We start from the raw sequence: 26,019 nt of genomic DNA on the forward strand, positions 1-26,019 counted from the left end.
ATGAAGTTTCCCTACACACAGCCACTGCTTATGTTTGCACCTGTTCCGCATTCTTACCCCCGAAGAATAGAAACAACAACGAAAAAGGCAGGTCTCCTGGCTTACGCTTCATTGCTTCCCCCGCCTTCCCATCCCATTATCAGACAGTGGCTTCTCAGGAGTCGCTCCGCATTTACAGTGGCGGGACCGCACCGGAATTGCACCGGACTTCCCTTTTAAGCAGATTACATTCGTAGCACCGGCATGGCTATCTGTTGCGTGACAGCGCCTGTTTCTACGGAAATCCGCACCTTTTTCCAAAGCTTATTAAATTTTAATATTCACAAACAATCATATCTACTATTCCCCTGTATGTCTATAGACAAGCTGTTTCAATTATAGGCCCCCCCTGCCCCTTCCGCACAAAAAATCCTGAACAACACTCGCCTCATTCTCCCGGCATATCGTGCTGTTCAGGACTTAAATAGTGATTCTTCCGCTTCCGGCAAGAGCCGGCAGCTGGTTGATTGTATTATGTACAACAGAATGGGAATATACGGCGGCCATAATGCATTCTGCTGTATTTAATATACAATTGATTTTGGAATATAGCCCTTATAGGCTCTAAAATCCGGAATCTAATGTACCAATTACAATAAAACGCATAATAGAGCTGATTATGCCGGACGTCTCTTACATCCGGCTTCACCCAATTCAGGCTCTCACCCAATCATTCCGCATCCGTGTCCGGGCTGGCGGAAGGAGTGGGGTCGGTACCGGGTGTAGTCTCCGGAGTAGTGCTCGGGGTACTTCCCAGAATGCTCCCCGGACTAGCCTGTAGCTTCAGCGTATAGATTCCGGCGGTGATCACATCACCCGCGGCCAGCTTCGCGCCCGGCTCCAGCTCCACCGTCACTTCATATACGCGCGCAGGTGTTCCTGCGCCCGATGCACCCGCCGCCGGGGAGGCTTCGGCTTCATCAGAGCCGCCGCTATTTCCAGCGGCTGCATCCCCATTCAAGCCGCCGTCAGTCCCCACGGCTCCCTCGCCAGAGCCGCCGTCATTCCCGGCGCCTGCCTCTCCCGTGCCGCCGTCATTCCCGGCGGCCTGGCAACTGCTCGCAGTTGCTGCAACCTTGTAAGTGTCCGCAACGTTATTACCGGACATCACAATGATCTCCGCCGGCTTGAAGTCGGAGCACTCCGCCGCTGCGGCAAAGCTGAACACCAGCTTGACGCCTGCTTCCCCGCTGCTTTCAGCCCCGCCTGCATTCCCGGTGCCTTCTGTTCCGCTGCTTTCACCCCCGCCAGCATTCCCGCTGCCTTCTGTTCCGCCGCCTTCAGCCCCGCCTGCATTCCCGGTGCCTTCTGTTCCGCCGCCTTCAGCCCCGCCAGCGTTCCCGGTACCTTCTGTTCCACCATTTCCGGTTCCTGTGCTTGTCCCGGCACCTGCCACTCCGCCAACCAGCCGTACAGAGACCGGGGCTTGCTCTTGCCCATCCACATTGTGGATATCGACCCGAATCGGGCTCACAGTCGGCTGCGGCGCAGCGGTATCCGCATCCGGCCGCAGCCAGCTGATGGCGATGACGGCTATGATCAGTACGATCCCAAGCACGCTGCCGGAGATCAGGATCTGAAATCGGCTACGGCTGACCCACCGCGCCAGCGGCGAAGCCAGCTGGGAGCGGGCTTCATTGTAGACATTCTGCATGGCGGGCGTTGCGGCCGAGCTATAGCTTTTGCGGAAATCGCGGTTCTTGAACGCCTCGCGGTCATTCTTCAGGAAATACTTCAGCACCGCCCGCCGGTAATTCGGCCACAGCTTCTTGCTCGAGATGGTGAACAGCCGGTTATGCTGCGACCAGGCCAGGAAACGGTAGACCGTTTCCTTATCATTGCCCGCTTTGCGCGCCACCAGCTCCAGCAGCGCATCGTAATCAAGCGGACCGCCCTCTCGTTCACTGCTGTGGTAGAAGGCCAGCGGCAGCCGTTCGAACGGCTCGATGCTCCGCGGCTCCTTCAGCCAGCGTCCTCCGAGCAGCTGTACATCATCCAGCTCCCGGGGAGACAAACCGGCAAAAATCTCCTCGTCCGGCTTCTCCTCCCCGAACCAGCGGTACGCAGCGCGCAGCGCATTCGCTTTACGCTTAGCGATTGCATCCAGCGGCGGCTGCCAGTCCGCCGTATCCCGGTAGCGCAGGAAGGAAATCTCCAGCAGCTGCTCCATCGTCAGCTCGTCCAGCGAGATCCGGTTCAGCAGGAAGCGGTCCGCAACGGTTCCCAGCTCCTGCAGCAGTGACAGCGCTTCAGGATGTACACCGCCGCCTCTGCGGCGTTCTTTCTCCGCCTTCTGCACCGACTCATGAACCGATGCCACCGCCGCCACCGGATCATTGTCCCGCTGCAGCTTCTCCAGCAGATATTCCTTGACGGTATCGCGCACGAAAGCCTGCTGAAGCGCCTCCGGCAGGAAACGGCCCCAATGCGCCACGAACCGCAGAATATCCGCCGATTTCGGCGCGTCAGCCAGCCGGGATTCCATATAAGGCTCCAGCAGCGCTTTGCGGAATATAGGCTGAGCCAGCACTCTTTTGAAGAAGGCCGCACTAAGCTCATCGTTGCCCTCAATAATACCGTAAGCGTCAGCAAGCGCATCCTCACGTCCCGCCGACTGGCAGTTCAGCATCCCGTTGATGAAGTAATCCACAATTTTGACCCGGTAATTATGGCCCGGCAGCGCAAAATACTCCTTGAACCACTCCAGAATCTCCGGCGACGGAATCCCTTTTTTGCGGATCAGATCATACTCACGGTCGAACCGCTCCAGGAACATATCATTCAAGCGTACCCGGGATTCCAGCGCCCCCTCCGGCTTCAGATAGGACAGCAGACCGCCGAGCACAGCGTTCTTGTTCCCTGTATATAAATCTTCATTGCCCTGCTCAATCTCATAAAAGACAGCCAGCTCATTGTAGAGTGCCAGCGACAGCTTGCGGTCCACACTCTCACCAAGCAGCAGGGAGTCGGCGAATCTGGCGAAGTCTCTGAGACTCCCGCCCTTTTGCCCCAGCGTCTTCCAGGCCAGGTCTGCATACGTCTGCCGGGACTCCCCGAAATCGGCATTCAGAATCCGCGCGCCTGCCAGATCAAAAATATAATCCTTCTCAATACTCCGGTCCCCCGGGCGCAGCGAGCCCTTCTCCACAAAGGTCAGGTGAATATATTTGCGGCTCTGCGGCTCTTTGGCATAAGTGATCACTCCCAGCCTGCGGCGGAAGTCATGCGGCATTGAAGCATAGAGGATCTCCGTCAGCTCCACCGCACGCTGCGACAACTCACTGATCGGCACATCCAGCGCTACATAGATCTTCTTCTTGCCGGCTACGGACAGCATGACCGCCTGCAGCAGGGCTTTGAACAGCTCTTCGGTGAATCCGAGGCTGCGAAGCACGGTCTGCGGGTCTGCTGACTCTTCACGGACCCCGACTGGAATAGACTCCAGTTCAGGCAGTGTTCCGCCCGGCTCCCCCTCATAACTCCGGGCGAAGCCGGCATGCAGCCATTCCCCGTACCCCTCAACAATCTCCTCCGAGCGGATAGGCGGCACCACGAAATTATGGGCAAAAAAAGCGCTCCGCTGCCCCGTGAAATCCGCCGCCAGATAGCGGCTCAGGCCAATCACTGTCTCATTGCTCTCCGTATGGAACAGATGCAGCGCGTCAGGATACAGCTCCTCATCCTTCTCACCGCGTGCCGCGAGCTCGGCCGGAGCATCGTAGAGGCAGAAGGGATGCAGGATTTTTTTGACAAAATTATTGTCGAGACTCTCCGATTTCGCTACCGTATCGAATCCCTCTGTCGCCCGGTAAACGCCGCGGCGCTCGCGGGTATACATCTGCTGGGTGATCATGGACCCTGAAAATCTGTTCACGGCCCGTCGCTCCCCTCAATATAATTCAGCTTGTGCAGCAGCCAGATAAACGGCTCGTCCACACGGATCGGACTGACGACACCCTCCACCTTCTGATTGACCGGATTGCTGCCCAGCGCAGATACCGCGAAGTAACCGGTGTTGGCAAAGTACACATCCATCGTATCCTTGAACGGACGGTCGACCTTCTCGATAAAGCGGCGGATTTCACCGTCGATGTTGTGGAACTCGTCCAGATTCAGCGTGTTGCGGTGCACATAGTTGTTGAAAACGTTGCTGTTGGACTTGATGTAATCGCCGTCCTCATCCTTGAGTGAGTGCAGCATGTCGCTTTTGGCCAGTACAATGGCCGTTGGAATATTGGTTTTGCTCTTCTCCTGATAAGCGATGAAGTCACCGAACATCGTCAGCACCACATCGCGCGGCTCATCGTACTGCGACACCCACTCGCCCGGACGGTCTCCGAAGTTGATGCGGATTTTCTCGCGGATGGAGCGGATCTGCAGCGGATCGACCATGAACAGAATACCTGCGGAGTTCTTGATATGCTGGCCGTGCAAGCCCAGATAGTCCTGATCGACCATCCCTTCACCGGCAACATCGAAGAACACCAGCGTCAGCGGGGGCTTGGATTCATCCTTGAACACGAACTGGAAAATGAACGGCTCCTGCATCTTCTCCTTCTGGGTAGAAGCGAGCAGATCTCCCCGCTCGAACAGCGGCTCTTCATACAGGGTGCGGAATTTGCGGCTGATCTCGGCATTCAGCGGCATACAGGCCGCGTCAAAATGCCCCGCTGTCGTATGCTGCAGCGTATGAATCAGCGAGGTCATATACACCGACTTCCCTACCTGGGAAGCGCCGATAATCGAGATAATATTGCTCGGCACCTTGCCGGCCGTTACAGGCAGCTCATTATGGCAGGACGGACATAGCCGTCTGCGGGTCAGCACGCCATAGCGGTCGGTGATTCCGGTCAGCACATGGTCCGTATAATGATGATACTCCTCCGGAATATCCGCCGGATTCAGGATCGCTTCCATATCGTCTACCGTATCGAGGCCGAAGCGCTCACGGTACTTATTCAGCAGATCATCTTCGCCCAGCGCATAATTCTCGTCATCCTCACGGCTGTGCATGGCCCGGAACACCACTTCCTCCGGCTCAAAGCGGGAGAAGCAGTACGGGCAGACGATGTCATAATACAGCGGCCTTGCCGGGGGCTGATTCTTCTTCATGAAGCGGCTAAAAAAAGACATTTCTCTTCCTCCTCAACGTTTTGTCCGCCAGCTCAGGTAAATGGGCGGCTGACAAAACTGGCTACGAAAGCATAATCTCCAAGTTTTGATGCAGCAGCTCAGGCGAACGAGCGGCTGACAAAACTGGCCTCGAAAGCATAAGCCTAAAGTTTTGCCGCAGCAGATGCTCAGGCGAACGAGTTGCTCGCAAAACGGGTATCGCACAAATTTGCTTCTATATCTGAGCGCAGACGGTCCGCTCGCTTAATTTCTCCGGCCTTACATACTGCACTTCCCCAACATTCCGTTTGTACGCGGTTCTTGGAGCGCATATAACTGCACTTTGTACAGCTATATTACCGTTTCCGCCCGCTTGCGTCCGAATAGCTGCAGTTCGTGCAACTATACCGGAGCAGAGAGCATGATTAGAGGGTTTCCCCGGGATATAGATGTACAAAATACAATTAAACATCCCGTACACCAGAAATCTGCCACTTTAGCTGTATGAAATACAGTTATTCCATATCTGGACGTATCAGGCTGAGCTCCGCGCTCCAACTAATATTCCTTTCACCCTGCCAGCCGGTCACTCCGGCACCAGCTCGTAATATAAACCGTACTTGCGGCCGTCCGTGAAAAAGATCCGGATGAAGTCGTCTTTGCCGACCTCAATCGGCGGAAGCTGATTTCGTCCGGGGGCGAAATCCTGCACGAACGGGAAAAGCGCCCCGTCCTCCCTGGAGGCCGGATGGCCATCCCGCTTCTTCACGTAGCAGAGTACTTCCTTCGGTACAGGCACCTCAGCGGTAATTGTCATATGCACAGTTTTCAGCTTGCTAAACAGGCCTTTTTTGTGCTGGACGGAATAATAGATTCTCGCTTTGCCTGCGCTGACCAGTGTCTTGTTGGCACCGTCCCGCTGACGCACCAGCAGCGTCTCCCCGTTCCCGGCCAGCCGGGCATAAATGGTATACGCCACCAGCCCGATCTCATCCAGCCGGTCACGGTAGCCGTTATTCGCTTTGTACTCTTCACGTGTGTAGAGCTTCATGCCGGAAGGCGGATGTTCTCCATCCTCCGGTGCCTCCGCAGAGGCTTTATGAATACATACCGCCTGCACGCCATCCGGCCAGCGCCACCGCAGCGTGCAGAACCGGTCTTCCACTCTGGATACCACTTCGGCTATAACCGGTGCACCAGAATCAACCTCGGCGTACTTCATGGCAACATGCTCCTTTCATTTGGTAACCATCGGACTCAGAATCCCTTGCTGCCGCGGTTCCGGCGCGGCGGAGGGAATCCGTCCGCAGGTGTGGCCGCAGCTCCGGCGGCTCTTCCCTTGCGGGACAGGCGTCCTTCCCCTACAGGTACTACATAAGTAAACAATGTAAGAATAGCAACGAGCACCAGCAGTGCCAGCAGGCGGATCATCGGGTCTGTAACCGTATCCCCGTTAAGACCGAATTCGAGAATCAGTCCGGCAGCGAGCCCGGATAATGCGCCTCCGAAGCTGAAGCTGCGGGCCAGATGGCGGTTATCGAATATAATGCCAAGCCCGAGGCCCAGTGCGGTACCAATCAGGATCAACGCCAGAATCCGCACTACAGCATAATAAGGACTGTCTGCTGCCCTATCGCTGCGCTCGGTGAGCAGGGTCCGGTCGCCCAGACGGTCATAGATCTGCTGGAATACCTCGCCAAGCCGGTTCGCATCTGTAACATCATAATACTGGCCGCCAGTCACGCTGGCGATATCCTGCAGAAGATTGGAGCCGGACGGATCATCCAGGGCAAGACCGATGGTATTGACCGCAATGCCGCGGTCTACAAATGCGGTCAGCTCCGTTGACGTATCAAATTGGCTGAAGCCGTCGGATAACAGAATGACCATCGCTCCGCGGTCGGCGCCGTCTTCATTGATGACATTCATCGCTTCTGTAAGAGCCCCGCTGATATTCGTTCCGCCCTCAGTAGTCACCAGGCTTCTGATTACATCCGACACCTTCTGGCGGTTCTCCGCCTTCGAGAGCGGGATCAGCGGCTGGACTACGGAAGCCTCATGGCTGAACGTGACCACGGCCACCTTGTTGTCTTCATCCAGCTGCTGCACCAGTGCTCTGGCTGCTTCGTAGCGGCTGTTATTGGGGTCGCTTTCCAGCATGCTGCCGGAATCATCGATGACCATGATGACATTCTTGACCGGCTTGATGCCGCCAAAGTTCAGTTCATACACGAACTCGGTCAGCGTACCAATGCCAAACAGCAGCACCACTGCCAGCGGAAGCATTTTCCATGACGTACCGAGATAACGGAGCTTCCAGGATTGCCCGTTCAGCTTAGGTGAGATCGTCTCGGCAACCACGCTGCCTATCGAGACACAGAGCGCGACAAGAGCAAAATAGATCCCAACCAGTACAATCGGCGGCAGGTCATACGGCCTGCGGTCCAGAAGCAGCTCGCCAAGCACAAAAGCCACGCCGCCGCCCAGCAGACTGAAGAGGAGCAGGAGGAGATTGATTTTACGCTGCATTAATATTCATCCTTTCCGGAAAAACCTTAATAATAATGCGCTTGAAACCGGCGCTGTGGGGCTGGAGTTTCAACTGCAGGTTGAATAGGCTGCTAATTCTATTCTGATGCATTCTGTACAACAGATTCCCGGAAAAAGGATCTGAAATTTCATTCTATTGCACTTCCTGCAGCAGAATGAGAGAAAATTGTCCTCATCTCATCTCCGGCAATTGCTCCTCAGCAAGACCGTGCAGCTCATAGCCGTTGCCCGCATAGGTCTCATAATATACCTTGCCGTTGCGGTAATAGAGCAGATCCTCCAGGTGGAAGCCGCCCATCAGATTCAGCTTCTCCACTCCGCTCCTGCGCTGCTCATGCACGAAGCCCAAGCGGTAGATGCGGGTGGTCTCGTCAGCACCGAAGGCATAGCGCAGGAATTCGGAAGCACTGTCGCCGAAAAAGTATTTCTCCTCATGCCGGTGCTCCTGCGTATATTCAAACAGGCGGACATTCATTGCCGCCTCCTCTTCGAGGCTGCGGTAGAGCTGCTTGAACAGCTCCTCCTTGGAGACAATGTCCCGGTTCTCATAGGCCGCCGCGACATTGGCACGCCGCAGCAGCTCTTCCTCGAACGGAAGCGTGAAGGGCCCTGCCGTCAGCAGCTCCCGGCGGCAGATCTCGATCAGCCGCTCAGCCACGGCCTCGCGGCCACGACGCAGCAGCTCCGAGAGGCTGCCCATAAACCGCTCACTGAAGAAGATATTTCCGCCGCGCCGGGTCTCGATATCCTTCATGACTTCTTCCGTCACGCTGCGGTAATACTCCATGATGTTCTGATCCACGGTGTCCTTGCTGCGGCCGATGCTGGCGAGGGCCAGGCTCTGCAGCTCCTCCCCCAACGCTTCCATCGCCAGGACCTTGGCTCTGCTGTCCGCATGCAGCTGCTCAAGCGCCGCATCATAGCGGAGGCAGAGGGCAAGCTCGCTTTCGAGCCGCAGAATCTCATATTTCTTACCATATACGGTATCGAATAAATAATGAATGAAATTACGCACAGTCCGTTTATCCAGCAGCGGCACCCGCTGGAACGGCTGGCGTTCTACACTCTCCGCATAGAGCCGTTCCAGCTCCTCCTGCGCAGAGAGCAGGGCCGAACGCAGTCCGCCCATATGCTGGCGCAGGGCATGAAGCACACTCCCTCCTCCTTCTGCCAGCTCAGCTGTCCATTCTGCGAGCTGGTAGAAGGTCACCGGCGGAGTTGCCTGCTCCTCGGCGGCCAGGACTGCGGCCCACTCCCGCGCAGGGTCGATCGCCGCAGTCCTTCTTGCGGACACTTCCGCAAAGTTGCTGCGGAAATAGGCCTGCCCGCCCTCGCCGAAGAGCAGCTCCTCGGCTTCGCGCAGCGACAGCGCTCTGAGCTCCGAGTAGGACGGGCGTCCAAGGCTCATCAGCCCGGTCATCTCCGCAAGGCCGGTGTCATCCGGCAGCAGTTCGGCCGCGCGGGCACGCAGGGAATCCGCTCCGAGGCCCAGCAGCGCCTGCCGTTCCTTAAGGCTCCGGCTGTTGCCGGCACGCAGCTTCTCAGCCAGGTAATGCAGGGCATGGTAGAGCACCGCCAGTGCAATCTGCCGGTTCGGCCTGCGTACCGCCGAGAAACCGGCCGAAGCATAGCCTTGTCTGCCCGTGCTGCCCCGGATGCCGCTTTTGAAGGTCATATTATTGTAGCCGCCATGCCCGGAAGCATGATCAGCCGCAGGCCGGACACGGTTCTTCAGCAGGCTGATATGGGCAATAATCTCATAATTGTCGTCCATCCCGTGAACGGACATCAGTCCGCGCTCGTTCTTGTCGGAGAGCAGATAGACCAGATCGAACAACGCGGAGGGACCATGGCCCACGGGGATGGACAGCCCTTCCTCCGTAACCAGAAGCGGAGCGCTTAAGGCATAGTCCGCCGCCTGCATCCCGTCCAGCTCACGCAGAAAAGCCAGCCCTACCGAGCTGGAATAGCCAAAGTTATCCCCTTGCTCCCGCTCGTTGATCAGCGCATACAGATCGGTCTGCACCGACTTGAACGACTGGCTGAGGATGGCGCGGGCCAGCAGGGCAACCTCCGGCAGCAGCACATTAAGCGGATCATCGACCCGCGTAACGATGGACAGATGGATGACATCGAACGAAGAATACAGCCGTCCGTAGTCCGCTATGCTGTTGCTTAACTGGCGCAGCGTCCGATTCATCCCGGCCAGGTACTGGCTGTCCTCATGAAATTCACGGTACAGCTCCCGCCGCACCGTCCGGGGATCACGGCCCGCCGTGTTCGGCAGGGCCATGTGCAACACGCGTTCATGAACGCTGCTGTTACCGCTGCCGATCCATCCCTTGATTCCATCCTTCTCCTGCGTACTGCCGCTGCCGCTGGGAGAACCCGCGTGCAGCGCCATGACACCGCCTGCATTGTCCCATTTGCGCTCGCAGCGCTCCAGCACCGGACCGATGGCCGGGGTCACCTTGTCGCCGAGGAACAGAAACAGAGCAGGGTAATGGATGCTGCTGCGCCCATCCCCCTTGTTATGCTGCGCTTCCTCCTGCGCAGCGTACTGCTCTGCATATTGTAAGGCCTGATCTCTGATCATAGGCTTACTTCAGCTTTCTGCGGATGCTGCCGAGCTTGCCGGTCAGGCTCTTGTAGAAGCCGTACATTTCATCGCCGTTCGCATGCTCTACCCGCTCATATTCCAGACTGTCGCGCGCCTCCAGGAAGGATACATACATCCCTTCCAGCTTATACAGCAGCGGAGTCACGTCCTCCGCGGCCGTCATCTCTCCGGCCCGGCGTGCCGCCTTGCGCAGCAGGACACTGCGGCTTTTCTCATCGAGCGCACGGAAATGGCGGTAAACAGCATACTCCACATAGCTGCGCTCCTTCATCAGGTTCGCGAACGGCTCCCAGGCATCTTCGTCTTCGTCACGGTCATAGACATAGAGCGCACCTTTTTTGGTGATGGTATCGGTGTACAGCGCCTCGATGAACTGGTCGATCCACTTGTCTTCATCCAGATGCTGGTGGACCAGCACTTCGAGTTCCGCTGCCTTGGCCGACAATGCGTCGTATTTCGCCAGCTCTTCGCGGACACGGGCAATCAGCTGCGGTGAGCGGATCAGGTTCTCCTGGGCCAGCTCACGGTTGATGCTGCCGAAGATGTCCTTAATTCCTTCACGTTCCAGGCCGCCCGCGCGCAGCGCTTTGAGCTCTTCAGCGGCTTTTCTTACTTCGCCCAGATTCGGACGCGACGAGCCAAGCTGCAGATCATAGCCGCTTAGCATTTTATCCAGATCAAACGGCTTCGTGAAGATGACTGAGAAGCGGCTGCTCGTATTCTCGTCGATGCCTTTCTCGATAATTACACCAGCCTCCAGGGCACGTAAGAAGTCGGCACGCACTCTGGCATTATAATCACGGACCCGCGCATTCACGTAGGTATCGCCCCATGACTTCTCCGGAATCGGGGAAGGCAGGTAGGTCCAGTTATCCTTGTCAGTCATCACCAGATGGCGGCCGATGCCTTCCTTGTCCAGGATGGTCCGTTCATAGTTCTCCTCGAATACCCGCAGCGGCGTGTATACGAACAGCGGTACCCCGTTGCGTGTATTCAGCCAGAAAATCCGGTTCTTAACCTGGCTTTCCTTGATCGTGAACTGCGATTTGCCGAGCGCATTATTCTGATAATTACGGATTCCCTTCAGAATACCCGGCGCCTTCACCGGCACGGATACGAAGCCCCAAGACGGGAAGTGCAGACTGCCGGAGCTGTTGCTGAGGTGGAAAATCGGCACCGCATCTTCATCCAGACGTCCGGCGATAATCCGCTCAACGAACTTATCCAGCGGCTCCTCGCGCCCGTATTTCATCACCAGGAAATCTTCCATTGAACGGGTAATGAGATCACCGAACTTGTCGCTGAGGAATTCAGAGATCGAACGGACGATATCAATCTCCTGCTCCTTGACCCAGCGTCCGGAATGCTTCAGCATTTCGCGTGTGAAATCACGGATCAGATCGTCGCCGTCCTTCTGGTCCATCACCTTGGAGATGGTTGCCGAAATATCCGGCACATTGACGATATTCCAATAGTAGGTTTTGTTGCCCTTATGATCAGCCTGCTCTTCGCCATTGATCAGAATGTCGCCATTCTTCTCGAAGATTGAGCTGAGCGCCGTCAGAATCTCCGTGAATACGCCGTAGATCCGGCTATTCTCTTCATTCAGAAGCTCGTACAGATCCTCGTAGAACTGGATCATCTGCTCGGTGCGCTCCACATCGGCATGCAGCCAGTATTCATTGATCTTGGCTTCGATATAGGCATTCTTCTTCTTCTCCTTGGAGACAAAAGCGCTGCGCGCATCGCCCAGCTTCTCCTCTGCACTGTCCTGCGCCGTCTCGATATCACGCGGCAGACGGAGCAGGCTCTCCCGCAGCGCTTCAATATAAGACTGGATCAGCTTCAGGATGCAGAAGCCCTTCTCCGTGTAGAGCAGCCGGGATACATAGAACGGCCCCTGCTCCGGATGCAGGAAGATCCGCTCCAGCTCCTCGCCGAAACGTCCGGTAATTTCGCCCGGCAGCTGCTTCTTCGCTTTGATGTATTCTTCCCGCGCACGGGCGAGGAAGTTCTGCTCCAGCTCCGTATCCATGCTGACCACCTGGTTCTTCACCACATTGGCATGGCTGAGGCGCTCGCTGTTCTGATAGCCGGGCAGCGGCTCCGGCACACGGGACTCGAAGGTCTTGATCATCGTATCGAGATCAATGCCGAGCTTGCGTGCCATCTTCTCCACATCCTCCTGCCCCGGGGCGTGATGGAACATCTTGTCCATCTTGTCGAAGAGGCGGAAGGCCAGATATGTGGTCATTTCCTCAATCGGCAGCACCGCCGAGGAAGCGCCGATAATGTTGTATTCATAATTCGCAGGATACGTCTTGTTCATCTGCGCAATGTTGGTGCGGATGTTGCTGATATAGTCATGGATGGCGAATTCCTCGCCGGAGGCTTTTTCCTCGCTGGCCATGAAGTTGGTGATATTCTCAGCCGTTACATTCATGCAGTAATCATAGGCATTCTCCAGCAGCTTGCCTTCCGTATTCGTCGCCGAGATGAGATGACACAGATTGAACGGAGGCAGCGGCGAATTGACGCTCAGAATATTGCCGTATTGCTGGCGGAACCGTTCTCCCCGGCTGTCCACATTCATCCAGTAATCCAGCTCTTTGAGCGCAGCATAACCGTTCTTGCGGATATACTCGCGGGTGTGCTCGCTGAGGCTCTTGTTCGCCAGATTCACATCCGGGGTGAACAGGTAACCCAGCGTATTCACGCGGTCGATACCGGCAGCGCCATAGTCGCGTTCAATAATCCCCCGGACAATGTAGGCAATATCCAGAAAGGCACCGCTGCCTGTTCCGCCGGACAAGCCGGTAAGCAGGAAAACCATCAGCTTCTTGCTGGTGCCGACAGACAGCGTCTTGATCTTCTTATCAATCGCAGCCACGACCTGATTAATCTTGGTGAACAGCAGCAGGCGTCCGGCCTGGCGCACCCCGGCGGCACCGTTCATCCCGTCTGTGATGCTCAGCTCCGGCGACAGCCAGTCTGTAATGTACGAATCAAGAATGCTGCGGTTCTGCAGCAGTCCGCCGATCTCGGCATTGGCCAGCAGCACGAATTCATTCTGCGGGTCGAGGCCGATGCCTTTGTATTTTTTGCCGCGGTCCTGTTCATTGGTCTCGAACGCCAGGAATTCCACATTGTCGGGCTTATCCCGCTTCTTCTTGGACAACGGATCCTCAGGCAGCTTGAAGCGGCGGTTAATCTGGTATTTCAAGCGCAGCAGGGCATCGATGCCCGTGCCGCCAAGTCCGATAATCAGAATAGGGTTGTCTATGGTGTCCACTCTTATTTTGTCGCTGACGATCCCTCCGCCAAGCGATACATCGAGCTGCTGAATATGTTCTCTTACTACCGGTTTCATAGGTTATCCTCCTAAAAGTTATGCGTAGCACTTCTTCCTGAACATGCTTCATTCAAAATTCACTTCGGAAGCTTACGCTTAGTCTGCTGTTATATCAAATATTCGAGTAATATCGTCTTGTCTACCGTCTGCAGGGAGACCGATACACGGTCACCGCTCTTCATCTCAAGGCCCCGCGAGGTATCGGCGGCACGCCCTGACCGCTCCACAGAAATTCCTTCTCCCCCGCGCAGCATCAGCCGGTCATTGTTCCCCGGAGTGAAGACCAGCTTCTCGCTCTCCTTCAGCTCAGGCGCCAGCTGCAGCAGCTGATGCAATGTGAATTTGCCGCGGAAGCCTGCAAGCTTCTTATACTGCGGATAGGTCTTCTCTCCGGTATTGCCGTCCAGCACTTCCACGACCAGCTGTCCGACAAACCCGCGGTTTGATCTGCCGCGCAGCAGCCAGAATGCGGCGGCCGCAGCCAGCAGGAGTACAATCCCGCCTATAATATAGTAAAGAGTGTACGAGGACTTGGCATCCGTTACCGGTTCTTCACCAGTGCCTGCCCCCGTGGCCGGAGGGCTTGTAGCCACCGTTCCTGTCTTGGCGTTGATCGTCAGCACATCGCTCTCACGGTAGAAGCTGCTCTCTTCGGCCCGGACCTTAAGTTCGTAGGCATGATTGTCTTGTATTTCAAAAGCACTCTTGAACTCAGCGCCCGAATTGTCCATCGGAATCTCCTGCACCGTGCCGGTATCCACATCTGTGGCCAGCAGTACAGCCTTCATATCCTGGTACAAGCTGCTCTCTGTAACCTCAGCACCGTTGCTGAACAGATGCGAGGAGATATCGACGGTGTCGCCTTTGCGGTAGGACTGGGAAGGCAGCGCATCGATCTTAAGCTCCAGATCATAGTTGAATACCAGATTGATATCAATTTTGTCCTTCGCCACACCCTTGACCTGGAGCTTCCAATCTCCCTGCTCCGGCGAGAGCAGCTTGATCAGCGTGTAGGTAGAAGACTTGGACAGCAGCACAGCATCCGAGGGAATCGCTACTTCCTTCCCTGACGGATCGCTCAGCTTCGCCGTTACAGGCTGCGAGGACATAATTGAAATATTCGCTTCCAGCACACTGCCGTTCGGCACATTGACCGTCACTTCCTGATAGTCGCCATTCGCCGTAATCGACGGCACCGGCACGACCTTCAGCTTCAGATGGCTGGCAAAAATCTCGCTGAGAATCTGCGGAAGATCATCCGCGGAATCCGTTGTGAATGCCTTGCCGCCTGTCTGATCGGACAGATTAGACAGAATATCCTTGTTCAGCTTACCATCCGCATTGAGCCCGATCGTATAGACCGGATACCCCTTCTGCTTCGCAGTTTCTACAGCCGCCTTCAGTTCCTGATCGGACTGGGCCTGCGTAGCGCCGCTGGCTTCATCTAAGTCATTGTTGCCGTCGGCCAGCATCACGATCATCGGCTCATGGCCAGGATCGCTGCCGTTCTCCAGCACCTTCACAGCTTCTTCCATTCCGACCGCTATATCCGTGTAGGGTCCACGGTTCAGCCCGTCGATGAAATCCTTCAAATCCTGTTTGTCCCCGGCAGAGGTGATGCCAAGCAGGGCCTTCTCGCGCTGCACCTTGTCGGTGTAGGCAACGATCCCTACCTTGTCTCCTTGCGTGGACAGCATATCTATGAACATCTTCATCGCTTCATTCGCGATCTTGTTCTTGTCGCTCTTGTTCATCGAGTTGCTGACATCAATCAGCAGTACAGCATCAATATGGGACGGCGCGGCAGAAGCAGCACTGGCCGCTGCGCCTCCGAAAGGCAGGACAGCGATGCATAGGATCAGCAGCAATGCAGGAAAAATGCGCTGCAGTCTATTCTTGATCGTTCTGGGGTTACGGTGTGTACGAAGCATAAATAGGGCTCCTCTTGTGTTAAATTCGGCGGATCTGGCAAATCCGGCAGCATAGCTAAATTCTGTAAATAGTATGCCATTATGATATAATTAAACCTTGTAAACATCAACATAGTGACCGCTGGACCGGCACTCCCGTCTGGTAGAATCGCCATCTTGAAGCGGATGGATTATTCTAAGTATACGCCGTGTTCCTGAATATTTGATTAAAAGACCGTAACCAGAGAGAAAGGAAGAGTTCCATGATTACATACGTCATACTCGGAGTAACGTTCCTCTATGCCGTTATTCAGATCTCCTTATACGCTTCACGCCAGCGGAAGCCGCTTACCCGTGAGGACATAGACGAGCGGCTCCTTGCTGCACTGAACGGAGGCGAAACTACCCGTGAGTAAGAAGAAACCTGTTACCTTCCGGCCGTTCAAGGCTCCCCGCTATTCTTATGAGAAGCTCCGTATCTGCCGCCGCTGCGGGCGTTACACCGCCCTGGGCGAGGAACGCTGCACCCGCTGCGGCCGCGCCTCGCTGATCCCCGTGGAGAAGCAGGCGGTATCCATTGCCGGGCGCAAGATGCATACCCGGCTGCTGCTCATCCTCCTGCTGACCCTGGCCTCGGTCTATTTCGGCCAAAGCCTGCAGCAGATGGCGCTAAGCGGTGCAGGCGGTATCGTGATAGCCGGACTGGTCTACTATACGCAGCGGAAAGTACGGCAGAACGAAAATCTGTATGCCCTTAACGAGCTGCTGGGCCGGAACATCCTCAGAATTAAGGAAGATCTGGAGCTTAACCGCCAGGAGGCAGTATCCGTCCTCCGCGAGAATGATGTCCTCGCTTATGAGAAGCTCCGCGAGATCTCCATTCTGCTGCGCGGAGACCGGATCTCCCGCCAGCGCGTCGCCCTGCTGCACGGCTTCCAGCTGCGCAAGGACATGGTTCTGGAGCTGGAACAGCTGCTGCTGAAGGACTTCGAGCCGCTGCTCGCTGAATATATTGGTGAAATCGCCAAGGTCCGGCCCGATTTGATTAAAGACCGCACCCTCCGCTATGTTAAGAACTACGAAGTGCAGATTCTCGAAATGGACAAAGGGCTGGCTATTCTGACTGTCGTTGCCGGGGCAGCAGTACGCCTGAAGCGTTATGCGCTGCTCTATTCCGGACTGATCGGAAGATATGTACAGGAGCTGCCCAAGGACCGCTTCCTGCGCCTGTCCCGGCTGATTGCTGCGAACCCCTATGAGCCGTGGAACGGCCTGGATGCCAAGGTGGCGGAAATCCGCGAGCTCAAGTACCGGTGGGACCCTGAAGTATAAGGATGATAGCTGGCAGCACGCGCAATCCTTATATCCGAATAAAGGGGCTATACTATATGACGATCAAACAAGCATTAACCCTGCGGAATATTATGATCATTCTGTGTATCTTCATGCTGGTTCTGCTGGGACAGAAGGCTCTGGGGATAGAGGACAAGATTCAGACCGTGCGTGAGGCTGAGCGGCTGTATGCTGCAGGAGAGCTTATCGCTGCCGAGAACCAGTACCGGCTGGCGGCGGCAAATACGGCAATCTTATACAAGGAAGAACAGATTAACGCACGGCTTAAAGAGCTCGCTCCCATAACGGCTATACGCAGCAGCCTAAGGGGACTGGTATTAACCCTGGAAGACCAGCTCACGGTCAAGGATTTCACCGGATATATGGAGAGTTATGCCTCCCTGCTCAGCCTGAAGAGCAAGTATATGGTTACGGGAGGACCTTATGAAGTCTATTATCGCCAGCTGTCCGCTGATTCAGGCATTTCGGAGAAGATGACGGCAGGGTTCCGGCAGTTCAAGGAGCAGTTTCTTGCCGGGCTCACGGAGAGCCAGAAGAACGCAGCGAGTAACACGACCGGCGCCGGAAGCGCAGAGAGCGTCAAATGGAGCCTGCTGCAAATCCCCGAGGCCTATTACGGCGGGGCCGGGGCCAAGGAAGAATTACTGGCCGCGAAATTCGAGGCTCATGACACCGCCTGGCTGAAGGCTCTCGCGGCAGCCGGAAGCTTCCAGCCTATGCTGGACAGTGCCCTGTCTATGGAAGAAGCTTATAAGAGTCACAGCTATACGGCAGACTGGATAGCGGATCAGGTTCAGGAAAGTACCACACTTATCCTGAACAAGGACCTGGACGGCGATCGTACCGCCGCCTTCGCCGGACACGCTGTGGCCTACCGCAAGTATGCAGAGTCAGCTGGCCTGAAATCTTCCAAAGTGCTGAAGCTAATCGACAGCAGCACCACCAGGCTGCTCCGCGAGGCGGCGCGCCAGGTCCGGGGCGGGCAATATGCCGAAGCCATCCGGCTCTATGGGGATCTGAATCCGCTGCAGGACACCTCCGAGGCGGTTGCCGCTGCGACACTCGCCTGGAATACCGCTGAACCGGTTCGGCTGCTGCCCGGCGGAGATGTGCAGGGCAGCTATACCCTTACGGCCTCCGTCACCGGACGCTATGGCGCTAAGGTGGCTGTGGCCGGAGTGGACGCCAGCGGCAGGCTGGTCTACGCCGATATGAGCGATGACGGAGCCCTCTCCACCCGCACCGGCGGCACCGTTCCGGATGCGGCTGCACTGATAGAGCTTACTTTTGACGAGTCATTGTCTGTCTATTCAGAAGCACCAGTAGTTACAGCTATAGGCAGCCGAGAGGACGGGCGCCGTACGTTCACCGCCTACACCATTAGGCCCGAGGGGATCTCGCAGCTGTTCAGCTTTGCCGGCAGCGGCTATGAGCTGATGGCAGAAGACGGCTCCATCCGCGTAGCAGATACGGACCTTGCAGACGGTCAAGACGGGCAGACGGCCATTTTCCGCCAAATGAACGGCGTGTATGAGTTCTCGGAAATCTACCGGGAGAATACGTACACCATGATTGATGCTTCACAGCTGGAGCTTCATCCTTATGAGAAGGTGACGCTCTCCTGTGATGTATATATCGACTCTGCCGGAAGAACGGTCGCCAGCTCGAACGGGCGTTATCTGATCCTTCAAGGCGAAACCGGCGGGGTTACCGGATTAGCTGTCGTCAGCGGCCAGTTCGAGAACGGCTATGATCAGGTGGAGACGGATACCGGAGAGCAGTATGTACCTGTCTTTATTGTAGATTCGATTGGTAGTTTAAGCATTCAGATGCCCTGAGCCCGCTGATGTTCCGGTCATGCCAGAAGACGCAAGAGATGAACGGTGATTCTGCCGTTTGTCTCTTGCGTCTTTTTTGGGGGAACCCTAATTCCCAAGTCTAACTGCTGACTGGCTTAAGCACGCCCGGCCTTGGCGGTTTGCAGTTTTCTTTTGCGGCCGAATAAGCGTAAATATCGTTTGCGGGTATACAGCACATCCGCCGATGCCGTCAGGGTATCCTTCACCTCAGTGAGCACCGCCTGCGTTTCCCTCACAGCCTGCTTCATCCGTCCGAGCTCTGACTTCACACCTTCCGATCTCGACTTCGCCTCGTCCAGCGTTTCCTGAACATTCGTTTTGAACTCATCCACCGGAGCCTTCAGCCCGTCCACCGATTGCTTCACACCGTCCAGCGACTGCTTCAGCCCGTTAATGCTGTTCTTGAATTCCTTCAGCGGGTTGCCCATATCGATTCCTCCTAAGTTCCCTTTAACTACATATACCCAGATTGGAGGGGGCGGCTTCCCGATCGGTTAAAATAAAGCTCAGCACTCTTTAATACGGCTTCAGTTGCCGCGCATTTCCTCCAGCAGCTCCAGGATATCCGCCTCTTCAACAGGAACCGAATAGGAGCCGTCCGCGAAACGTTTCATCTCCCCGATGCCGTCCTGGAAGACGAAGCGGATGCGGCCGCTGCGCACTTTTTTGTCCGTGTACATCTTGTCCGCCAGTGCCCTGTTAGTAATAAAATCCGGAATTTCCGTCGGCAAGCCTGCCTTCTTCAGTAACGAGACTACACGATCAGCCTGTTCAGCCGTCATATATCCATACTTCACACCCAGCCTGGCCTGAATGACAAGCCCGACTGCAACGGCCTCGCCATGCAGCAGCTGGTAGCCGCTGAGCGCCTCAAGCGCCCGGCCCGCCGTATGCCCCAGATTCAGAATCTGCCGCAGGTTGCTCTCATGCTCATCCTGTTCTACCACTTCGTATTTGATCCGGCAGTTCGTCAGCGCGATATGCCCGCATACGTCCGCATCCAGGATAAGCCCGCCCTGTTCTGAGATGATCCTGCCGATATTCTCCTCCAGGTAACGGAAGAAAGTCTCGTCCGCCAGGCAGGCATGCTTGATGGTCTCCGCCAGGCCGCTGCGGAACTCACGGGCCGGAAGGGTGCGCCATGCTGCCAGGTCTATGTAGACTTTGCGGGGCTGGTGGAACACGCCGATCAGGTTCGTGGCGACAGGTGTATTCACGCCGGTTTTGCCGCCGACAGAGGCATCTGCCGCTGCCAGCAGAGTGGTTGCATAATTCAGGGCAGGAACCCCGCGGCCAAAGGTACCTGCCAGAAATCCGGCCAGATCCGTTACGGCTCCGCCGCCCACGGCAATAATGCAGCAATCCCGCCCGTAGGCCTGGCTTAATAGCTGATCTTCCAGCAGCGCCTTGGTTTCACGGGTTTTGGAGCTCTCTCCAGCCGGAAAAGAAAATAAATCCGCCTGAAAGCCACTTTGCCGCAGCAGCTCTAGTAAGGGACGGCCATACAGCGGCTCGACCGTAGAATCGGTAATAACGGCGAACTTGCTTACATCCGGCAGAAGTCCCTGCTGCAGATCGCGGATCAGGGAACCGAACAGACCCTCGCCAATCTCAATAATGTAAGAGTGATCGACTACTTTTTTGAGTACCACTTCAAAGCTCTTAGACATGAACTCTGCCCCTTTCCTGTTCAACACTCTTCAATTGAATCGTCTCCTTCATTTGCGGATCATCGTCCGGTAGACGAATTTGGGCAGGGCGGATTGTCTGCGCCAGCGTGATTTCTGGCCTCTGGCAACGGGTGCGAACAGGAGCCTGTGGGCCCACTCCAGATTTAGCTTTTTCCAGATGGCCGGTGCCGGCTTCACTTTGCCCGAGATTACGTCCAGACTACCGCCTACGCCAAACACTAGCTTAATCCCGCTAAGCGCCTCCTTATGCTTATACAGCCATTTGTCCGAGTAGGGAGCGCCCATCGCAAGAATGAGAATATCCGGCTGGGCCTGCTGAATACCGGCGATAATTCCTGGCTCCTCGGCTGCCGTAAAGAATCCGTGATGCCTTCCGGCAATCTTCACCTGCGGATAGCGCAGGGCAATTCTCTCCACCGCTTGTCCGCTGGTCACCTCATCCGTCCCGAGGAAATAGAAACTCCAGCCGCGCTCATTCCCCTTCGCAAGCAGGCTCAGCAGCAGATCGTAGCCGGTCACGCGCTCCGGAATGGGATTTCCCTGTCTTCGTGCTGCCATTACAATCCCGATCCCGTCTGGCACGATCAGATCCGCCGAGCAGATGATCTCGCGGAGTCTCCCGTCCGATTGACTGGCCAATGTAATCTCCGGGTTCGCTGTAATCAGGTGAAATAGCCCTCCCTGTCCGCCCCCGATGTGGCTGTCCAATAGCGAGGTTGTCTGTTCAAGCGTCAGCTTGGAGAATGGAACTCCGAGAATGGAAACCTTGTCCTTCATCTTTTCACCTGTCCTTCCCAATCCTGCAGAATGGCCCACTGCACCCGCGGCTCTCCCCGAACCGAATGCATTGAACCGGTATAAACCAGCTTGTTATGTATGCCTGTTACCAGATAATGTCCCAGTACCTCTCTGGTTGAAGCGGTTACACTATGTTGCTCAAGCCCGCCGCACCCCACCCATTCCAGCCGCCCTTCTTCACTTTCAAGAAGCCTGCTCCCTGCTGCAACCTTACCTGTAAAAATATACTGAATGCGGATCTCCCGGTCATCCTTCACCCGGTGAATGATATACCGCAGCGACAGATCGTTAATGCTGTTAGAAGTTAATCCTGTTTCTTCTTCAATCTCTCTCAGGCAGGCCTTCTGCGGATCATTGATCTCATTCTCTTCGAGATGTCCCCCGACAGGGACGAGGTGCCCGGAGAGAAATTTGGCCTCCGTTTTCTTTTGAAGAAACAACACCTCATGATTCCCATTGAATAACAAAGCTACAGCCATTTGTCTAAGCAGCATCAGCGGTCGCCTCCAGCTTCATCTAAATCACACCAAATACCTGCAGTGCATAGGCAATTCCGCCTTCACTTGCTTTGGTAGTTACGAAGTCCGCCCTCTGCTTCAGGCGCTCTGTGCCGTTGCCCATAGCAATGCCCAACCCCGCACACTCCAGCATATCCATATCGTTCCCGCCGTCACCAAATGCGATAGCCTCAGCAGCCGGGATATTATAGTGTTCTAATACTCTCGATACCGCAACAGCTTTGGACACCTCTGCAGCTTCGAGGACATTCAATACATAGTCATGGAAACGCACAAACCTTAGCGCAGGGAACTGTTCCGTGAACCTCAGCATCTCGTTCTCATCGGCATACAGGCACATGCAGTATACTTCACCAGTCAGAGATTCTGCGTTCTGGGGATAACATTCGAGACTCAAGGTTTCCTTCAACGCCCTCAATATCCGCTCATCCTCCAGGCCAATGCCGTTCATTGACAACTTGTCTGTAAAATAGGCTACTCCATGCCCATGCAATGCAGCGAATTCCGAGAGTTCCCGTACAGTCTCTGCCTGAATCGCAGATCTATATATAATTTCCTCATGGCTTGTAATGAGCGCTCCGTTTGCAGAAATAACCGTCTCTATTCCCAGATTACGCAATTCCGCACATAAGCTATACGGTCTTCCTGTAGCCACCACCACTTTTATCCCTTTGACAAGAAGCTGCTCAATGGCTTCCTTCGTGCTCGGCGGCATACGTCCGTCAGTTTCACTCAAAAGCGTACCGTCTACATCAAAAAATACCACTTTGTACATGAAGTAGAGAACAACTCCCATCCAATGAATCTCCGAAAGATACCCATATATTTACACGGGCAATTCCACCATACCAACATCGGTGTTTCTTTTCAATGCTGAAAATTACTTTAGCCGGTTATGGCTTCTCCGCATCCGCGGACGCAAAGCTCCTGATGCTCCCGCCATGTCATTTGCCGATGGAACAAACCATTTTAAAGAAGCGGGGCCTCCTTCTTGTTTCAGCACGAAAACCTCTGCCCGGCGGGCAGAGGCTCCTTCTTATTTATAGGGTATATGCAGTTGTTCCGCCCCTTTGCGCTTGCTGTTGTGACGGAAAGAATACAGCTGCCAGACTGAAGAAAGGCCTACGGCGGCTGCACAGACTACGAATACGGCCAGATAGCTCCCGTTCGGACTACCTGTGCCGCCAATCATCAGTCCGCCTGCCGCCGTGCCGAACATCATGCCAATGTTGCGCGACAAGGCAAGCAGGCTGCTGACCCGGCCAAGCTGCGGTTTCGCCGCCAGCCCCATAACAATACTTGTGTTAGGTGAAGTAATCATCCCCATTGCGCAGCCGAGCAGCATAACCGGCAGCACCATTGCACTTGTCCTCAGCACAGGTGAGCCGAAGCCCAGCGCCAGCAGCGTGACACTCATCAGCAGCAGTCCGGCCGTCAGGATACCGAGCGGCCCTTTGCGGTCCGCGATGCTCCCGCTGACAGGAGCGGTCACCACCAGCGCCAGCGGGTATCCAATCATGATCAGCCCCACCCAGGCTGGCTCGGCCCCCGATATACGCAGTAGCGAGGGCAAAGCCAGCTGTGCGGCAAAGGCCGCCATATATGTGATAACCGTAATGGCGATGCCGGCGGCAAAGCTCCGGTTAGTGAACAGGCTGACACCGCTGTCCGCTGGCGGGAATTCACCAAGCGTGCGCCTCTTATCCCTGCTGCGGGAGAAGCGGGCATGTGCCGTATAAGCGGCCGCCATTCCCGCTGAAGCCGCCAGCAGCAGCAGCACAGGCGGAGACAGGAAGGAGGAGCGGCCGCCGAGATCGAAGGCGATCATCAGCGAGGAGAGACAGGCCGCAAACCAGGCGGCTCCGGCGAGATCCAGCCTGCCTCCGGCCGTTTCCGTATCCCGGGGAATCAGCCTGTGCGCAAGCATGCCTACGCCCGCCGCCACTCCGGCCAGCAGCCAGAAGTTGCTCTCCCAGGTGAACCACTGGATCAGGAAGCCGCCCAGACCGGGGCCTGCCATGGAGCCGGCAGCGACGAAGGTGCTCATCAGCCCCAGCGCCCTGCCCCGCTGCCCGGGCGGAAATACAGAGACAATGAGGGCCATATTGGTCGCCTGATACATGGAGGCCCCGGCTCCCTGCATGACTCTGAAGCCAAGCAGCATGGCTTCGTTCTGGGCAAGCGCACAGCCCAGGGCTCCCGCCGCGAAAGCGAACAGGCCCAGATTATGCACCTTACGGCGGCCGAACCTGTCTCCCAGCCGTCCCATTACAGGCAGCAGCACCGAGATCACCAGCAGATAGATACTGACGATCCACTGGGCAGAGGCCACCGGGAACCGCAGATCAGCCGCAATATCGATGAGCGAAATATTGAACATACCGGCAGACAGATTGGACAGAAAGGCCCCGAGGCAGATGACCACCTTGACCGCCGAATGGTTCACAGCTTGTCCTGAAGACCTTACCGGTAAATTCATAACATCCGCTGCAGGGCGGGCTGATTCCACATTTTCCAGCTTTCTTCAATGTCTGCGGCTGAAGCTACCACGCCGAAGTAGCCCTTCATGTTCTCCAGCGTCATCTCATGAGCGGCCCGGGAATAGGAAGCACAGGCGTCCTGCACCATCACAATCTGATAATCCAGCATGAAGCCGTCCCTTGCCGTCGACTCCACGCACACATTGGTGCTCACTCCTGTCATAATCAGGGTTTCGATCCGCTGCGAACGGAGCACAGAATCGAGGCGGGTATTGATAAAAGCGCTATACCGGTGTTTATTGACAATAATCTCCTCAGGAAGCGGGGCCACCTCGTAGAATTCAGCCCCCCAGCTTCCTCTGCGGCAGACCCCCAGCGAACCGCGCCCGGAGCGGGAAGTCCAGACGGGCGAATCGGTCGCCTTTTCATGGAAGGTCTGGATATAGATCACCGGTACGCCCTGTGTCCTCGCTGCCGCGATCAGCCCATGCAGCTGCGGCATCATCTCGCGTACGGCTGACACATCATTTCCGCCAGCGGCAAGTGCGCCTTCCCCGTGGCAGTAATCGTTCTGTACATCTACTATAATAAGTGCGGTTTTATCAGGCATAATTAGATCGGCAGTTAATTCCATCATCTTCACCTCTTTAGTTTTTGAAGGCTTATGGCAAGACGCTTAGCTTATTTCACTGCTATGTTGTTCACAAACTGCATATCGACCAAATCCTCGTAGGTGTATTCGCCTTTGTAGATCCCCGTCTTAATCATCACGTTCATGTCCTTATCCAGCGCCTCCTCGGTAATCACACCATCCGGACTCCAGAGCCGATCGGCATACGCCCGGTCAAGCGCAGCTTGTGCCGCTTCATCGGATAGTGTAGGGAATTCAGCCTTCAGGACACTCATCGCCAGAGCTTTATCCTCCTGGATGGCCTTCAGTGCTTTCACAACGGCGTTAACCGCCTTCTGCACCGTTTCCGGGTCCTTCTCCAGTGTCGACTTCTTCACGCTCAGCACAGAGTAGGCATAGTCGCCCATATCATGGAACTTGTAAAAAGGTTCTTCCCAGACCCCCTTGGCGATCCCGTCACTGATCTGCGGCTCGGCGCCGTTCGCAATATCCGCCGCACCCTGCTGAACCATCGCCACCACGGTGGAGCCATCCGCCGGTTCAAGCAGCCGCACATCCTTCTGCGGATCAAGCCCCAGCTCCAGAAGCAGATATTGGGTCAGCAGGTTCGGGGTTCCGCCATGCCGTCCGGCATTCAATTTCTTGTCCTGCAGGAAGGCTTTCAATTCTTCATCAGAACTGCCCGCAGGGGCTGTCCCTTTCTTGGCCATCAGATAGACATTCGCACGGTTAACCACATTGCTGACTGATACGATCGGGTCAGAGTTGCCGATATTCGCCAGTGCATTGGATTCCGGACCGCCGATGACGCCCCAGGCATCCCCGCTGACTACCGAAGTCACATGTGTTCCTCCGGCAGCCTGCAGCATCTCAACCTCAAGCCCTTCATCCGCAAAATATCCCTCGCGCTGCGCCACGTACAGCGGCAGATAACCTGTGTAGTGCAGCGGCTCGGCAATGATCAGCTTCTTGAGTTTCCCCGCTTCGTTGCCGGCAGCTGCGGCTTCAACTTCAGCATTACTTTTACCGCTGCAGCCCGAGAGCAGGATCATTACAGAGACAAGCAGGACGGCGGACAGCTTCACTTTGGTTACATTCATCATCAG

18 protein-coding genes and 1 riboswitch are annotated in these 26,019 nt (G+C 55.8%); of the genes, 3 read left to right on the forward strand and 15 right to left on the reverse strand.

From position 1 onward, the window contains the following. Window positions 1-68: 68 nt before the first annotated feature. Window positions 69-258, reverse strand: a riboswitch (cobalamin riboswitch). Window positions 259-709: 451 nt separating this feature from the next. From MHI42_RS15575 to MHI42_RS15605, 7 genes are all read right to left on the reverse strand, one after another. Next, the gene (locus MHI42_RS15575; protein WP_342424375.1) at window positions 710-3,913 is read right to left on the reverse strand and encodes a hypothetical protein; all 3,204 of its coding nucleotides are present in this window, start codon (window positions 3,911-3,913) and stop codon (window positions 710-712) included. After that, complete coding sequence (locus MHI42_RS15580; RefSeq protein WP_076247346.1) at window positions 3,910-5,172, reverse strand: hypothetical protein; 1,263 nt, start codon at window positions 5,170-5,172, stop codon at window positions 3,910-3,912. Before MHI42_RS15580 ends, MHI42_RS15575 begins: the two co-directional genes overlap by 4 nt. Before the next feature lie 565 nt (window positions 5,173-5,737). Continuing rightward, window positions 5,738-6,373, reverse strand: coding sequence for a beta-mannanase (locus MHI42_RS15585; RefSeq protein ID WP_342424376.1), 636 nt, complete (start codon window positions 6,371-6,373; stop codon window positions 5,738-5,740). A gap of 35 nt (window positions 6,374-6,408) precedes the next feature. Continuing rightward, on the reverse strand, window positions 6,409-7,680 hold the full coding sequence (locus MHI42_RS15590; protein WP_342424377.1) for a VWA domain-containing protein: 1,272 nt from the start codon (window positions 7,678-7,680) through the stop codon (window positions 6,409-6,411). A gap of 193 nt (window positions 7,681-7,873) precedes the next feature. After that, a complete protein-coding gene (locus MHI42_RS15595; protein ID WP_342424378.1) occupies window positions 7,874-10,297 on the reverse strand; it encodes a transcription initiation factor TFIID in 2,424 nt (807 codons plus the stop codon). A 4-nt stretch (window positions 10,298-10,301) separates the two neighbouring features. Beyond that, window positions 10,302-13,691, reverse strand: a complete 3,390-nt coding sequence (locus tag MHI42_RS15600; RefSeq protein WP_171720577.1) for a tubulin-like doman-containing protein — start codon at window positions 13,689-13,691, stop codon at window positions 10,302-10,304. 89 nt (window positions 13,692-13,780) lie between these two features. Beyond that, entirely contained in the window at window positions 13,781-15,604 is a 1,824-nt protein-coding gene (locus MHI42_RS15605; RefSeq protein WP_342424379.1) for a vWA domain-containing protein, read from the reverse strand. Window positions 15,605-15,846: 242 nt separating this feature from the next. Between MHI42_RS15605 and MHI42_RS15610 the strand changes: the two genes are divergently transcribed. From MHI42_RS15610 to MHI42_RS15620, 3 genes are read left to right on the forward strand one after another with little or no spacing between them, the layout of a single operon-like run. Beyond that, window positions 15,847-15,999, forward strand: a complete 153-nt coding sequence (locus MHI42_RS15610; protein ID WP_342424380.1) for a hypothetical protein — start codon at window positions 15,847-15,849, stop codon at window positions 15,997-15,999. Next, a complete protein-coding gene (locus tag MHI42_RS15615) occupies window positions 15,992-16,915 on the forward strand; it encodes a hypothetical protein (protein ID WP_342424381.1) in 924 nt (307 codons plus the stop codon). The genes MHI42_RS15610 and MHI42_RS15615 overlap by 8 nt, the downstream gene beginning before the upstream one ends. A 56-nt stretch (window positions 16,916-16,971) precedes the next feature. Next, window positions 16,972-18,774, forward strand: coding sequence for a hypothetical protein (locus MHI42_RS15620; protein WP_342424382.1), 1,803 nt, complete (start codon window positions 16,972-16,974; stop codon window positions 18,772-18,774). A gap of 116 nt (window positions 18,775-18,890) precedes the next feature. Here the strand turns inward: MHI42_RS15620 and MHI42_RS15625 are convergent, their stop codons facing one another. The 8 genes from MHI42_RS15625 to MHI42_RS15660 form a co-directional block, all read right to left on the reverse strand. Then, window positions 18,891-19,223 carry a hypothetical protein gene (locus tag MHI42_RS15625; RefSeq protein ID WP_340989083.1) on the reverse strand — a complete coding sequence of 111 codons (333 nt, stop codon included), beginning with the start codon at window positions 19,221-19,223 and terminating at the stop codon, window positions 18,891-18,893. 99 nt (window positions 19,224-19,322) lie between these two features. Further along, the gene (gene aroB, locus MHI42_RS15630; RefSeq protein WP_342424383.1) at window positions 19,323-20,465 is read right to left on the reverse strand and encodes a 3-dehydroquinate synthase; all 1,143 of its coding nucleotides are present in this window, start codon (window positions 20,463-20,465) and stop codon (window positions 19,323-19,325) included. A 48-nt stretch (window positions 20,466-20,513) separates the two neighbouring features. Beyond that, window positions 20,514-21,263, reverse strand: coding sequence for a WecB/TagA/CpsF family glycosyltransferase (locus MHI42_RS15635; protein ID WP_342424384.1), 750 nt, complete (start codon window positions 21,261-21,263; stop codon window positions 20,514-20,516). Then, window positions 21,260-21,778 carry an NUDIX domain-containing protein gene (locus MHI42_RS15640; RefSeq protein WP_342424385.1) on the reverse strand — a complete coding sequence of 173 codons (519 nt, stop codon included), beginning with the start codon at window positions 21,776-21,778 and terminating at the stop codon, window positions 21,260-21,262. Before MHI42_RS15640 ends, MHI42_RS15635 begins: the two co-directional genes overlap by 4 nt. Before the next feature lie 22 nt (window positions 21,779-21,800). Continuing rightward, window positions 21,801-22,577, reverse strand: a complete 777-nt coding sequence (locus MHI42_RS15645; RefSeq protein ID WP_342424754.1) for a Cof-type HAD-IIB family hydrolase — start codon at window positions 22,575-22,577, stop codon at window positions 21,801-21,803. A 261-nt stretch (window positions 22,578-22,838) separates the two neighbouring features. Next, on the reverse strand, window positions 22,839-24,281 hold the full coding sequence (locus MHI42_RS15650) for an MFS transporter (RefSeq protein WP_342424386.1): 1,443 nt from the start codon (window positions 24,279-24,281) through the stop codon (window positions 22,839-22,841). Continuing rightward, complete coding sequence (locus tag MHI42_RS15655) at window positions 24,278-24,916, reverse strand: isochorismatase family cysteine hydrolase (protein ID WP_039305844.1); 639 nt, start codon at window positions 24,914-24,916, stop codon at window positions 24,278-24,280. Before MHI42_RS15655 ends, MHI42_RS15650 begins: the two co-directional genes overlap by 4 nt. Window positions 24,917-24,963: 47 nt before the next feature. Then, complete coding sequence (locus tag MHI42_RS15660; RefSeq protein ID WP_342424755.1) at window positions 24,964-25,965, reverse strand: ABC transporter substrate-binding protein; 1,002 nt, start codon at window positions 25,963-25,965, stop codon at window positions 24,964-24,966. Window positions 25,966-26,019 lie beyond the last annotated feature (54 nt).

This window comes from Paenibacillus sp. FSL E2-0178 (genome assembly GCF_038593005.1).
In the GTDB taxonomy this organism is placed as follows: domain Bacteria; phylum Bacillota; class Bacilli; order Paenibacillales; family Paenibacillaceae; genus Paenibacillus_AQ; species Paenibacillus_AQ phytohabitans.